This window comes from Saccharopolyspora phatthalungensis (assembly GCF_014203395.1).
Lineage (GTDB): Bacteria > Actinomycetota > Actinomycetes > Mycobacteriales > Pseudonocardiaceae > Saccharopolyspora > Saccharopolyspora phatthalungensis.
Genome location: NZ_JACHIW010000002.1, coordinates 827,472 through 840,964 on the forward strand (window position 1 = coordinate 827,472; position 13,493 = coordinate 840,964).

Genomic DNA, 13,493 nt, shown 5'->3' on the forward strand with positions numbered 1-13,493 from the left:
GCCGTACGTCCAGAACGGCGAGCTCGCGGGTTACCCACCGGTGCCGGCGCGGCCGTTCTCCGGATGGCGACTTCTGGCCGATCCGGGCCGCGTTGAACGTTCCCGCCAACATTTTCCGGTATCCGCGCGAAATCCTCGCACCGCCCTTTGCGCTGCGGTAGCCTGCCCGCATGTCGTCTTTCAGCAAACGTCACCTGGAACGCGCTCGCGCCGGGTCGTTCGGATCGGTGGCCGAACAATACAATCGGTTCCGCCCGAGCTATCCCGACGCACTCATCGACAGTCTGCTGGCCTTGCAGCCAAAGGACGTGCTCGATGTGGGGTGCGGGACCGGGAAAGCCGCCACCGCCCTGCTCAAGCGCGGCCTTGACGTGCTCGGTGTCGAACTCGACGAACGCATGGCCGAGGTGGCCGCGCGCGAGGGCGTCGTGGTCGAGGTGGCGAGCTTCGAGACCTGGGACGATGCGGGACGCCAGTTCGACCTGATCATCTCGGGTGACGCGTGGCACTGGATCAACCCCGATACGGGTATCCGCCGAGCGGCCGATTTGCTTCGTCCGGGCGGAACTATCGCGCGGTTCTGGAACGTCCACGAGCTCGAAGAACCCGTCTTGGCCGCGTTCGAAGACGTCTATCGCGAGCACGCGCCGGGCACGCGAGTCGGGGGAAGCGTCCCGAGAAGCACCGAAGGCGTCGCCGACCCGTTCGCGGGCGAGGAGGCCTTCACCGCATTCGACGCGCAAACCCACCATTGGCAGCTCACCCTGAGCGCCGACGAGTGGATTGGGCTCGTGACGACCTTCAGCGATCACCAGCAGCTCGAATCCGAGCGCCGCAGCGCTTTGCTGGCGGCGCTGCACGCCACGATCGAGGAAAAGTTCGGCGGTACCGTGCGAACCCGCTCCGAAACGTTCGTCCAGCTGGCCCGCCGCGTCGAGACATGACGCGCAGCCGCGACGCGACCCTGGTCATCGAAACCGCATCCGGGCGCGTTCGTGGGTTCGTCGACCGCGGCGTGCCCAACTGGCGGGGGATCCCCTATGGCCGTGTGACACAACGGTTTCGCCCGGCACACGAGCGGCATTCCGTGGATCTGGTCGATGCGAGGGCGTGGGGCGCGGTCAGCTGGCAAGTGCAGATGGGGGCCTCGCCGGAGAGGTGGACGCCGCTCTACCCGGACGCGGTGAAGAGCGAGCAGTGCCTCAACCTGAACGTTTGGACGCGCCAGCCCGACCGCGCCGATCCGCAGCCCGTCCTGGTGTGGTTGCATCCGGGTCGGCACATGGTCGGCGGCAACATGCCGACCGTGGATCCGTGGGTGTTCGCGGCACACCACGACGTCGTCATCGTGTCGGCCAATTACCGGCTCGGCCCGTGGGGGTGGCTCTACCTGGGCGCGCTGGACCCGGACTTCGCGGACGGGTCGAACCTCGCCGTCCGCGACCAGCTTCTGCTGCTGCGGTGGGTGCGGGACAACATCGCGCGGTTCGGCGGCGATCCCGGCAACGTCACGCTTTTCGGCTTGTCGACCGGAGCCTCCGATGTGGCCACCTTGCTGGGGGTACCGGCCGCACGCGGGCTTTTCCACCAGGCGGCGATCTACAGCGGCAGCGCCGACCAGGTCGGTGAACTGTCCGAAGCCGCCCGCTTCGCGGAACGGTTCATCGCGGCTGCGGAGTCGCTGGCACAGACGCCCTCGGAGCTCGTCAACCTCAGCAACACCGCACTGCGATACATCCATCGCAGAACGATCCAGGGTGGACCGGCCCGCTACGACCCGGTGGTCGACGGCGATGTGCTCCACCAACCGCCGCTTCGGTCCATTGCGGATGGTTCGGTGTCCGAAGTGCCGCTGCTGGTGTCGGTGACTTCCGACGAGGCGCGGATCCTCGACCTGGTCCGGGGCAACGCCGTCGACGAGCGGTATGCGCGCCTCGTCGAGGACGATGGGCATTCCGGCGGAAGCCGGCACGGTGTCGGTCATGACGACAAGATCAGCCTGTTGTCGCGGAAGCTTTATGTTGAGCCGGCCGAACGGTTGCTGGCCGCCGCGACGGGTGCGGGCGGACACTGCTGGGCGCAGGTGTTCGACTATCACCCCACCACCTCGCATCTGGCGGGAAACCCGCTGGTGAGCGGCAAACCCGTGCACGGTGCCGACACCTCCGCGCTGTTCTGCGATGTGCACGGTTGCGCAGGCACCGACGAAGACCGGGCGGTCGGCGCCGAGGAACAACGTGCGCTCATCGACCTGGCCAGGAACGGACGACCGGACTGGCAACGCTACACTGTGGACAGACCGGTCGCGAAATGGCTCAACCCGGACAGCACGGACACGCAGACCCTGGGCGCACTTCCGGGCGAGCCATGACGATGATACGAAGCGCATCGCTTTTTGCGTAGTCCGGCCTCCGGCCGCGCGTTTTCCGCTGGCACCACACGATCAGCCCATTGCGTAGAGCGGCCACGCAGTGCTGGCATGAGCAAGGGACAATCGGGCCCGCTGGAGGCGACCACATGCCCCAATAACGACAAGCGCTTCCACATCCCTACGGTCCGCATTGACCGTTACGCCCACTACCATTTTCCAGTCATGACCCACGCCGAACCCAACTCCCCGCACTGCGCTCCGCCGTTTGACACAAAGCCGACATCCGAACGCCGGAATGAATTCGTAGCCAGCCGAATACATCGGCGCGGCCGGCATTCCGGTGCATGGCGAAGAAACAGCCAAGGTGGCAACGGAACGGAGCACAACGGGTGTACGGTCGGGTTCCTGGGCGCCTGGATTCTGCACGCAAGCCGGACAAACGGCGGAGACCATCCCGCCGTTCGCCACCAATGACACTGGGGACACAGGTATGATAAATCCTGTCAAGTGCGTCGGTCCGAAGGCCCTTGAGCTGGTCGATGACGCGGTCGACGGCGATGTCGAGCCGCGCATGTGGCGCGATGAACTCGCCCGGGCGGCCCTGTTGTCGTCTCGCGAGACCCAGGTTTTCCTCCAGCTGGGCAGCGGCAACTCCAATCGCGCCATCAGCCTCAAGCTGCACATCACCGAACGGACCGTCAAGGCCCACGTCGCGCGAATAATGGCGAAACTCGGCGTGGAATCAAGGCTCCAGGCGGGCCTCGTTTCCTACGCCTACCAGCTCGGCATCTGGCGGTGCGCGCCGCCCCGGGACGTTGCCTGCCGGGCCCCCGTCTGCGCGCAAACACCGCTGGCCCTGAGTATTCACTGCGGCCTGGGCGCCCGGCGTACGCTGGCCAGAAAAAACGCTCCCGACCCGGGAAGATAGGAATTTCCGACTCACCAAACCCGTGATTGATCAAGGTGGGCAGGACGATCGGAGACAGGCATTCGGGCCAAGCGAATGCGGACGAAAGGACGATGCACCGTCGGTAGCCACCTCTCAAAATGGGTACCGCAGCAGCAGAATCGCCAGGGGGACTTAACATGCCAGGGGACCTAGCATGATTGCACCGGAACTTTGACCACCCGCAGCCGGTGGATCGATTTGGCGGGCGCGGTCAACGTTCGCGATCTCGGCGGGCTGGCGACCGTGGACGGCCGCACTACCCGATTCGGACAGATCCTCAGATCCGACGACCTGCAAGACCTCACGGCGGCCGACGTGACCTACCTGATCGACTCCGTCGGCCTGCGGGACGTGATCGACCTCCGCACCGACGCGGAGGTGCGGCTGGAAGGCCCGGGCCCGCTTACCCGGGTCGATGCCGTCACGATCCACCACCTCTCGCTGTTCACCGAAGTCACCCGTGCCGGCGCGGACGCCAAGGCAACCGTGGATGTGGACAAAGTTCTTCCCTGGCACACCAAACGCGACGACGAACACGCCCCGGCGGAAGACAAGCTGCTCGCCAACTACCTCGACTACTTCACCCAACGCCCCGACTCGGTCGTGACCGCGCTTCGTCTCATCGCGCACGGCAACGGAGCGACCGTGGTGCACTGCGCCGCCGGCAAGGACCGCACCGGCGTGATCTGTGCGCTCGTCATGGAGGCGGTCGGCGTCGTGCGGGAGGAGATCGTCGCCGACTACATCCAGACCGGCGAGCGGATCGAGCCGATTCTGGCGCGGCTGCGCTCCCGCGAGACCTACGCCGCGGACCTCAATGGCCGACCGGTCGCGAGTTCGCTGCCCCGGCCGTACTTCATGCAACGACTCCTGGCCACCATCGAGGAACGATTCGGCGGGGCACTCGGCTGGCTCACGGCACACGGCTGGACCAGCGCCGACCAGAAGGCGCTGCGACGGCGGCTGACCGAATAAGGCCCGCTTCCCCGGGTATCGGCCAGCCGCCCGCCGGCCGCTACGCGGGCCCAACTGCGGTTCCCGATTCGTCAGGTTCCTTTGCGGCCGCGGGCGCACTCGTTCGCAACGGCAACTCCTTCGTGACGATCGCCAAGACGAAAGCGGCCACCAGCACCACGGCGGCGACCAGGAACGCGATCGCCAGCGCGCCGGTGAACCCGCTCTTGAACGGCGCGGCCAGCACCGGGTCCATGCCGTTGAGGAACGAGGTGTCGTCGAGCACTGCCGCGCCACCCGAGGACGTCGACGTCGCCATCTCGAACTGGTCGGGATGAGCGGTCGCGGCGGCCTGGAACGCGGGTGTGTCCCGGGCGGCCGTGAACGCCGCGCTGATCTTGCCGCCCGCCGTGGAGTACACGATGGACAGCAGAACCGCGATACCCGCCGTGCCTCCCATCTGCCGGAAGAAGGTCGCCGACGCGGTCGCCACGCCGATATCCCGGGCCGGCACCGCATTCTGCATTGCCACGACGATCGTTTGCAGGTTCATGCCGAGTCCCGCGCCGAGCACGAACAGCGCGCAGCTGACATAGACCATGTCGGTGTCGGCGGTTAGTCGCCAGAGCATGAGCATGCCGACAACGAGCGGAACGGACCCGATCACCGGCAGCGCCTTGTACCGACCGGTCTTGGAGGTCACCTGGCCGGCGGCGTAGGACAACGCCAGCATGCCCACCAGCAGCGGCAGCATGAGCAGCCCCGCATCGATCGGCGAATATCCTTTGACCTGCTGGAAGTAGAGCGGCAGCAGCACGATTCCGCCGAACATGCCGATGCCGATCACGGTGGACTGCGCTGCCCCCACGGCGAACACCCGGTTGCGGAACAACCTGAGCGGCAGCAAGGCCTCGTCGCCCGCTCGCCGCTCGGCGAGCAGGAACCCGGCGATGCCGAGCACACCGATGGCGAAGCACCCGGTCGACCTGCCCGAGCCCCATCCCCATTGCTGTCCCCACTGGGCGACGAGCAGCAGCGGTACCACCGCGACGATCAGGGCCGCGGCGCCGGGGTAGTCGACCGGGTGCCGGCGCGGTTCGTGGTCGATGTGCAGAACCTTGAACACGACAAGCGCCGCGACAACGCCGATGGGGATGTTGATCAGGAAGATCCACCGCCAGCCGACGACCCCCAACAACGCTTCCTGGCCCGCGAGCAGGCCGCCGACGAGCGGCCCGAGCACGCTGGCGGCGGTGAGCACGGCGATGAGGTAGCCGCCGTACTTGGCCCGGTCGCGTGGCGCGATGAGCTCGGCGATGATCGTCGAGGCGAGGGAGAACAGCCCGCCCGCTCCGATGCCCTGGAATGCCCGGAACACGGCGAGCCAGTAGATCGAGGTGGCCATCGCGCACAGTCCGGAGCCGACGACGAACAGCCCGATCGCGATGAGGAACAGCGGCTTTCGACCGTACTGGTCCGACAGCTTGCCGTACAGCGGCGTCGTGATCGTCGAGGTGATCAAGAAAGCGGTGGTCACCCACGCCTGGCCGGTCAGGCCGTCGAGACTCTGCCCGATCGCGTAGATCGCCGTGGCGACCACGTTCTGATCCATCGCCGCCAGGAAGATGACCAGCATCAGCCCCAGCAGGACCAGCATGATCTGCCGATGGCTGAAGCCAGCCTGTTTCTCTTCCGCGCCGAGGCTCATGAGCGGGTTTTCGCCAGCAGCTCGATGATCTCGGCGGTGGTGCCGCATTCGCCCAGCTTGGGGAAGATCCGCTCGATGCTGTTGCGGTGCGCTTCCGGATCGAGATCGGACATCGCATCGGTCGCCAGCGTGACGTGGTAACCGCGTTCGTGGGCCGAACGCGCGGTGGACTCCACGCCGATGCTGGTGGCGATGCCCGCCAGCACGATCTGGGTAACGCCACGGCGGCGCAACTGCAGGTCGAGGTCCGTGCCGTAGAAGGCACCCCAGTTGCGCTTGGTCACGATGATGTCGCCCGGATGACCGCTGAGGTCTTCGACGATCTCGTCCCAGGCTTCCGGCAGGACGCCGGCCGGGCTAGGCAGGTCGCAGCGACCGGGTACCGCGTCCGATCCGTCCGCAGCCGCGGTGACCCGGACCATGACGACCGGGGCGCCGTGCTCACGGAAGTTCTCCGCCAGCTCCGCGGCCCGCACCACCACGTCCTGCCCCCCGCGCGGGGCGGTGGGAGCGGCGACGATGGCGTTCTGCAGGTCGACGAGCACGAGCGCGGTACCCGCATCGAGCGTGGTGATTGCCACGAGAATGCCTTTCTACAGAGGGATTTCGGTTTCCATTAGACCCACCAGCGATGCGGCGGATCAAACAACTCGACGGCCGACAGAACAACCAGCGGTTGTACGGTGCCGTAGAGAGTGTTTCAAAAGTGGTTTGCGTAGCGGTGCGGGTAGCGGCCCCCCTGCGGGAGTTACGGTCGCCGCCTGGCGGTCCAGACGTGACAGGGGATCCCCGACTGATGTAGGCCCAGGCGGGTCGCTGCGCTACTGGATCGAACGACTTCGTTGCATTGCACCGAAAGCACCGTAGGGGTATCCGGCGGGACACGGGTCGCTCGCCTCGTTCAGCCGGGTGATCTCCTCGGCGTCCAGGGTGAGATCCCGTGCCGCGAGGTTGGCCGCGAGCTGCGCACTGGTGCGCGCGCCGAGTATCACCGAGCTCACTCCGGGGCGGGCGGCGACCCAGGCCAGCGCGACAGCGGCCGGCGTGACGCCTCTCGTGACGGCGATATCGCGGAGGATCTTCAGTACTGCCCACGTGCGCTCGTTCGTGACGTGCGCTTGGTAGAGCGCGGCGACGTAGTTGTCGTGCATCTTGCCGCGCTCCATTTGCTCGGTGAACCGCGAATCACCGTCCGGGCGGGCATGTGCGGAGTACTTGTCGGTCAGCAACCCGCCCGACAGCGGCGACCATGCCAGCAGCCCGAGGCCGTTGGCCGTCCCGGCCGGGATGATCTCCCATTCGATTTCGCGGCACAGCAGGTTGTACTGGGCCTGATAGACCACCGGTGCCGTCAGGCCGAGGCGCCGGGCGGTGTCGACGGCCTTCTGCAGCTGCCAGCCGGTGAAATTGGACAGTCCGAGGTACTGGATCTTGCCCTGCCGGACCGCGTCGTCGGCGAAGGACAGCGTCTCTTCCAGCGGTGTCAACGGATCCCAGGTGTGCACCTGGTAGAGCGTGATGGAGTCGACGCCGAGGCTGCGCAGCGATGTGTTCAGCGCGCGGGTCAGATTGTGCCGGGTGTTGCCCCATTCGTTCATCGCCGCGCTGGTCGTGTACCCGCCGCCCTTGGTCGACAGCAGCACGCGACTGCGCACCTCGGCGGGCTGGCGGGCCAACCAGCGTCCGACGATCTCCTCCGCGCGGCCGTCGGCATAGCCGTCGGCGGTGTCGACGAGCAGACCGCCTGCGTCCACGAAAACCTCCAGCACCCGGCTGGCTTCCTCCTCGTCGGTGTGCTCGCCGAAGGTGGCCGTGCCGAGCGCGTAGACGGACGTGCCGACGCCGCTGGCTCCGAGCAGTGCGTGTTTCATCTTCTTCCTGGCCTCACTGGGTTTCGAAAACGTTCCGGGGGCCTCGTCAGCGACGTGCTCGGTGCTGGGCCCATCGCACGGCTGCGTCGCGAAGGCTGTGCGTCATCGTGTTCGGGTGGTGGTCGGCGATGTACTGCCAGTGCCGGGCCTGCACCTCGGCGAAAATGTCCACCGCGTCGTCCGGCGCCGCGCGGAAAGCCGGGACCTCGGTCGCCCACTGCTCGGCGTCGGCGATGGGGTGGCCGGCGAAGGCGAGCCAGACGATCCAGCAGGCCGGGTCGATCCAGGCCGCGCCGCGCGTGGCCATCGCCCAGTCGACGACGTGCACGGCGCTCGCGTCGGTGACCAGCAGGTTGGTGTGGTGCCAGTCGGTATGTAGCAGCGTGTCGCCGGTGAGCGCGGCGGCATCCGCCGGATCGCCCAGGTGGTCGCGCCACCGCTCGGCCACCGGCGTCAGCTCAAGGCCGGTCGCCGTGACCTCGTTCAGTGCCGCGATGGTCCCGGCCACCAGCGGCAGGTCCGGCGACCCCGGGCGGTAGTCGGCGATGCGGCCCGCGATGTGCTCGAAGCCGAGCAGATCCCAGTCGTCGGTGATGACGTGCCAGCACAGCCGCGGCCCCATCGGCACGACGCGCGGGTTGACGGCGACCTCGCGTTGTTGGGTCCTCGCCATCCCGTTCTCGCGCCGCAGCCCCTTGACGAAAAACCGTCCGCTCGCGGTGTCCAGCGTCCCGGCGACGTGGCTGCTGTAGCCGTGCTCGGCGGGCTCGATCCCGTTGATGGGGCCGGTGACCTCACGGATCGCGGCGACGACAGCGGCGGGCAGGTCGTCCCAGCTGCCCCGCAACGAGACGGCCCCGGCAGACAGGGCCGCGAGGTCGACGTCGGCCGGCGCCGGCTCCCGGGCTTCTCGTTGTGCGTCCGTGCTCATGCCCGAACTAGTCCGAATCCAGCGAAATGGCGCGCGCCGGACACGTGAACACCGCCTGCCGCACCGGCTCGGCCTCCTGATCCGGCACATCCTCGGCCAACACGACCGCGATGCCGTCCGCGTCCTGGTCGAACCACTCCGGAGCGGCCAGCGCGCACTGCCCCGACCCGATGCACCTTTCCCTGTCCAGCCGAATTCGCACGTTGGATCTCCTCGTCCGGGGTGCTACCACGTCACGGGCAGTTCGTTGACGCCATAAATCGCCAGGCCAAGTTTGTAGGAGAGCTGCTCCACCGCAACGGCCAGGGCGAGGGTGGGAATTCGCCGGTAAAGGGTGCCGTAGACCACCTGCAGGAGCACGCGGGAGAGCTGCTGGCCGAGGCACTGGTGCACGCCGAACCCGAATGCGAAGTGGTGGCAGGCGTTGCGCCGCAGGTCTAGTTCGTCCGGATCACCCTCGAACGCGTGCGGGTCGTGGTTGGCGGTGTCGGTCGCGACGATGATGCCCTCGCCCGCCCGGATCAGCACCCCACCCACGTCGATGTCCTCGATCGCCACCCGGCGCCTGCCCAGGTGGGCGACGCTGAGATAGCGCAGCAACTCCTCGACCGCGTTGGCGATGAACGCGGGATCGCGGGAGTCGCGAATCAGGGCCAGTTGGTCCGGATTGGCCAGCAGGGCCATGGTGCCCAACGTCGTCATGTGCGCCGTGGCGCCATGCCCGGCGGCCATGAGCAGCAGCGCGGTGGCGACGATCTCGTCGTCGGGCAACTCGCCCGCGCCGACCAGGTGGCCGATGACCCCGTCACCGGGCTCGGTCTTGCTCTGGACGACCAGCGAGCGCAGCAGGGCCCGCATGCCCTCCACCGCTTTGACGTGGTCTTCATTGGTCGAGGCGGGCGAAGCCATGGTCTTGCCCAGCGCGGCGAACCGCACGCCCTCCTCGTTGTGCACCCCGAGTATCGCGCAGATCGCCTTGGAGGACATCGGCACTGCCAGCTGGGAGAACAGGTCGGCGCGGTTTCCCGAAGCGAGCATCTCGTCGATCAGCTCGTCGACCTGCTCTTGGAACTTCGGCCGGAGCGCTTCCATCTTCTTGTTGGTGAAGTCACCGGCGACCATGCGTCGCAGCACCGCGTGTTCCGGGTCGTCCATTGTGGGCATTGACCGGTTGCGGTTGTGGAAGACTTTCGCCTGCGGAGCCGCGAAGGTATATCCGGGCCGGGACTGATCGGAGCTCACCCGAGGGTCGGTCAACAACTCCCGGGCCTCGTCGTACCCGGTGATCAGCCACGCTTGGCTGCCGTCCCAGATCCGCACCCGGGACACCGGGCGGTCACGCGCGATCTCCCGCAGCTGGGGAGGCAGATCGAGTGGACACGCAGCCGAGCGTTCCATCGGATAGAACGGGACTTCAGCCGAGGAGGACATCTTTATCAGAATCTCCGTCCACCGCAATCGATACGTCGGACATCACGACTCGGACCGGCGCGGACCGGCACCTCAACAGTCGTACTCAGGTCGCGGCGCACCGTAAATTGAACCTTCGTACACCCCAAGCGCGCTGCTTTGTACGAAGGTTCCATTTACCGCCGGGCCAAAGCGACGTAGAAATGGCCCAGCCGAGCGGTTTTCCGCATGTCGTGTTTCGTTCCAGTGCTGGTGATCAGGGGGGTTCGATCGATGCGGTGTGTGGCACGACGGAGACTGCTATTGAGCTATCTCTACGTTCCGGGTCATCAACCGGACCGAATCGAGCGCGCGTACTCGTCCGAAGCGGACGCCGTCATTCTCGATCTGGAAGATGGCGTGCCGGCGCCAAAGAAAACGTATGCGCGCGAAGTGGTCTCGCGGCTCACCGCGGAACCGATGCCGAAGCCCACTTTTGTCCGGGTCAATTCGATGGCCTCCGGGCGCTGCAAGGACGATGTGCTGGCGGTGGCCGGCGCCGGACTCGACGGCCTGCGGCTGCCGAAGGTAGGGCACACCGCGGACGTCGTCCAGGTCGCGGGGTTGCTCAAGGAAGCGGGCAGCGCCGCCGCGATCCATCTGCTGCTGGAGTCCGCCTACGCGCTGGAGTTCGCCTACGCCTTCGCCACGGCCGCGCCGGCGGTGGAGATGCTGGGACTCGGCGAGTCCGACCTGCGGGTGGATCTGGGGTGCGACCTCGACGGCATGACGATGGACGCCGGCCGGATCCGGGTCATTTCCGCCTCCCGCGCCGCCCGCCTGGCCAGTCCGTGCCAAAGCGTGTTCGCCGAGGTGCGCGAGCCCGATTCGCTGCGCAGCAGTTGCGAGCACGGCAAGCGCCTCGGCTTCCTGGGCCGCATGGCGATCCATCCGGCGCAGTTGCCGATCATCCACGAGGTTTACCGGCCCTCACCCGAGGAAATCGCCACGGCGCGCGAGATCTGCGCGGCGGCGGACGCGCAGCGCGAGGACACCTCGGTCGTGGTCTCGGCGAAACGGAAACTGGTGGCCCCGCCGATTCTCGCCAACGCCAGGCGGGTGCTGGAGCTCGCCCGAGCGCTCGACCTGCTCGAACCCGACCTGCCCGATTCCGGCCAGCCCGAACCCGAGCTGACCGGTTCCGGCCTGACCGAACCGGACCTGACCGAACCGGACCTGACCGAACCGGACCTGACCGGGACCGCGTCATGAACCGGTCCAAGGCGAGAAACGATGACGCGCTGCTGGCCGCGGTGGGGCGCGGCGTCGACGTGCTCGACCTCGCGCAGCCGCTTGCCAACGGGATTCCCTGTTCGCCGAACCATCCGGGGTTCCGGATGGCGCTGGCCCGGCGGCACGGCGACATGGTCAGGGCCGACGGGGGTTCCTCGGCCAACGAGATCATCATGACCGGCGGCCACGTCGGAACCCACATCGACGCCCTCGCGCACGTGTCCCAGGACGGCCGGTTGCACGGCGGATGGGACAGCGCGCAGGCCCAGCAGGGCGGATTGTTCACGGTCCACGGCGTCGAAACGATCGAGCCGATGGTGTGCCACGGCGTGTACCTGGACATCGCAAGGCTGCACGACGTCGACTGCCTGCCCGCCGGCTACGGCATCACCGCGCAAGACCTGGCCGCGGCCGCCGACCGGGCTAGTGCCGAGCCGGTCGGCGGCGGCGTGTGCCTCATCAACACCGGGTGGAGCCGGTGGTGGCCGGAGCCGGAAACCTACCTCGGGTTCGCCACGGGCGTGCCGGGGGTGACCGCCGAGGCCGCGCGGTGGCTCGCGGATCGGGGAATCCGGGCGGCCGGAACCGATACCACGGCGTTCGAGCAGATACCGCCCGGGCGGGGCCACGCGATCATGCCCGTGCACCGGATTCTGCTAGTGGAACACGGAATCCACCTCATCGAGAACATGCGGTTCGACGAGCTGTCCGGCCGCGAAAGCACCGAATTCACGTTCGTGCTCGCCCCGCTGAAGATCGTCGGGGCCAGCGGTTGCCCGGTTCGCCCTCTCGCGCTGGTAGGCAGGTGAGCAAGCGTGACTCAAGCCGAGAACCGCGATGCGGATTTCGACCTGTTCTCCCCGCCCGCCGCGGACAATCCCTTCACCGTCTACGACGACATGCGCAGCGCGTGTCCGGTGGCACGCAGCGAAAAACTCGGCGGCTACTGGATCGCCACCAGCTACCGGTCCGTCGACGACGTCGCGAAGGACCCCGAGCTGTTCTCCTCGGTGTCGATCAGCGTGCCCAAGGACGCGTTCGGCGACGAGCTGGCCGAACGCCCGCCGATCACGCTCGACCCGCCGCAGCACGGGCCGTTCCGGCGCATCCTCTTGCCGGCCTTCGGCCCGCGGAGGATCAAGTCGCTGGAGCCGTTCGTCCGCGAACACGCCCGCGAACTGCTGGCACAGATCGTGGCGCTCGACCACTGCGATGCCGCCGCCGCATACGCGAAGAAGATCCCGTCCCGGTTCATGGCCCGGATGATGGGTTGTCCCGACGACCGGCAGGAAGAGTTCGGCGAGCGGATGCGCGTCATCCTCGACTCCAACGAGATGGACGAGATCAGGGATGCCATGACCGAGACCCAGGCGTTTCTGACCGAGCTGATGGCCGAGCGCCGCCTGCGCCCGGGCGAGGATCTGGTGAGCTGCATTCTCGGCGCGGACATCGGCGGTCGCGAGCTCACGCCCGCGGAGCTGATCGGCGCGCTCGTGTTGATCATTACCGCCGGTATCGACACAACCTGGAGCGCCCTCGGCAGCAGCCTGTGGCACCTCGCCCGGCATCCCGAGGACCGAGCGCGACTGGCGGCGAGCCCCGAGCTCATCCCGACGGCGGTGGAAGAGTTCCTTCGGGCGTTCTCTCCGGTGCAGATCGCCCGGGTCGTCACCCGCGACACGGAGTTCCACGGGGTGCGGCTGGAGGCGGGCGACTCGATCCTGATGGGCCTGCCCTCCGCCAACCGCGACGCCGCGGAGTTCCCGGAGCCCGAACGCGTCGACCTGGACCGGCAGGTGAACCGGCACCTAGCGTTCGGCGTCGGGATCCACCGCTGCATCGGCTCCTCGATCGCGCGCATGGAAATGCGGATCGCGCTGGAGGAATGGCTTCGCGTCATCCCGGACTTCGAACTCGCCCCGGGGGACGCGGTCACCTGGTCGACCGGGCATGTGTGGGGTCCCCGCACACTCGAACTGCGGTGGGGAGGCACGGATGCGGGTCCACTTGGACACTGAGAAATGCCA

General features: G+C 67.4%; 13 protein-coding genes. 7 read left to right on the forward strand and 6 right to left on the reverse strand.

The features are described from left to right. Window positions 1-170 precede the first annotated feature (170 nt). The 4 genes from BJ970_RS30630 to BJ970_RS30645 all read left to right on the forward strand — a co-directional run bounded on the left by BJ970_RS30630 (window position 171) and on the right by BJ970_RS30645 (window position 4,295). A complete protein-coding gene (locus tag BJ970_RS30630; protein ID WP_184730678.1) occupies window positions 171-944 on the forward strand; it encodes a class I SAM-dependent methyltransferase in 774 nt (257 codons plus the stop codon). Further along, the gene (locus tag BJ970_RS30635; protein WP_184730680.1) at window positions 941-2,371 is read left to right on the forward strand and encodes a carboxylesterase family protein; all 1,431 of its coding nucleotides are present in this window, start codon (window positions 941-943) and stop codon (window positions 2,369-2,371) included. The genes BJ970_RS30630 and BJ970_RS30635 overlap by 4 nt, the downstream gene beginning before the upstream one ends. A gap of 490 nt (window positions 2,372-2,861) precedes the next feature. Further along, a complete protein-coding gene (locus tag BJ970_RS30640; RefSeq protein WP_184730682.1) occupies window positions 2,862-3,299 on the forward strand; it encodes a response regulator transcription factor in 438 nt (145 codons plus the stop codon). Window positions 3,300-3,491: 192 nt separating this feature from the next. Beyond that, the gene (locus tag BJ970_RS30645) at window positions 3,492-4,295 is read left to right on the forward strand and encodes a tyrosine-protein phosphatase (protein ID WP_184730684.1); all 804 of its coding nucleotides are present in this window, start codon (window positions 3,492-3,494) and stop codon (window positions 4,293-4,295) included. A 40-nt stretch (window positions 4,296-4,335) separates the two neighbouring features. Here the strand turns inward: BJ970_RS30645 and BJ970_RS30650 are convergent, their stop codons facing one another. The 6 genes from BJ970_RS30650 to BJ970_RS30675 all read right to left on the reverse strand — a co-directional run bounded on the left by BJ970_RS30650 (window position 4,336) and on the right by BJ970_RS30675 (window position 10,215). Then, window positions 4,336-5,982, reverse strand: coding sequence for an MDR family MFS transporter (locus BJ970_RS30650; RefSeq protein ID WP_221468321.1), 1,647 nt, complete (start codon window positions 5,980-5,982; stop codon window positions 4,336-4,338). Further along, window positions 5,979-6,563: a hydrolase gene (locus BJ970_RS30655; protein WP_184730686.1), complete on the reverse strand. Its 585-nt coding sequence runs from the start codon at window positions 6,561-6,563 to the stop codon at window positions 5,979-5,981. The genes BJ970_RS30650 and BJ970_RS30655 overlap by 4 nt, the downstream gene beginning before the upstream one ends. 240 nt (window positions 6,564-6,803) lie before the next feature. Further along, window positions 6,804-7,853 carry an aldo/keto reductase gene (locus tag BJ970_RS30660; RefSeq protein WP_184730688.1) on the reverse strand — a complete coding sequence of 350 codons (1,050 nt, stop codon included), beginning with the start codon at window positions 7,851-7,853 and terminating at the stop codon, window positions 6,804-6,806. A gap of 46 nt (window positions 7,854-7,899) precedes the next feature. After that, the gene (locus BJ970_RS30665) at window positions 7,900-8,784 is read right to left on the reverse strand and encodes an aminoglycoside phosphotransferase (RefSeq protein WP_184730690.1); all 885 of its coding nucleotides are present in this window, start codon (window positions 8,782-8,784) and stop codon (window positions 7,900-7,902) included. A 7-nt stretch (window positions 8,785-8,791) separates the two neighbouring features. Continuing rightward, a complete protein-coding gene (locus tag BJ970_RS30670) occupies window positions 8,792-8,986 on the reverse strand; it encodes a ferredoxin (RefSeq protein ID WP_184730692.1) in 195 nt (64 codons plus the stop codon). A gap of 23 nt (window positions 8,987-9,009) precedes the next feature. Continuing rightward, window positions 9,010-10,215, reverse strand: a complete 1,206-nt coding sequence (locus tag BJ970_RS30675; RefSeq protein ID WP_184730694.1) for a cytochrome P450 — start codon at window positions 10,213-10,215, stop codon at window positions 9,010-9,012. Between the two features lie 252 nt (window positions 10,216-10,467). On the opposite strand from BJ970_RS30675, the gene BJ970_RS30680 reads away from it, so the two are divergent. Genes BJ970_RS30680 through BJ970_RS39695 form a run of 3 tightly spaced genes read left to right on the forward strand, consistent with a single transcriptional unit; the run spans window position 10,468 to window position 13,484 of the window. Further along, entirely contained in the window at window positions 10,468-11,445 is a 978-nt protein-coding gene (locus BJ970_RS30680; protein ID WP_184730697.1) for an HpcH/HpaI aldolase/citrate lyase family protein, read from the forward strand. Then, window positions 11,442-12,275, forward strand: a complete 834-nt coding sequence (locus tag BJ970_RS30685) for a cyclase family protein (protein WP_184730699.1) — start codon at window positions 11,442-11,444, stop codon at window positions 12,273-12,275. The genes BJ970_RS30680 and BJ970_RS30685 overlap by 4 nt, the downstream gene beginning before the upstream one ends. A gap of 6 nt (window positions 12,276-12,281) precedes the next feature. After that, a complete protein-coding gene (locus BJ970_RS39695; RefSeq protein WP_184730701.1) occupies window positions 12,282-13,484 on the forward strand; it encodes a cytochrome P450 in 1,203 nt (400 codons plus the stop codon). Window positions 13,485-13,493: the final 9 nt, after the last annotated feature.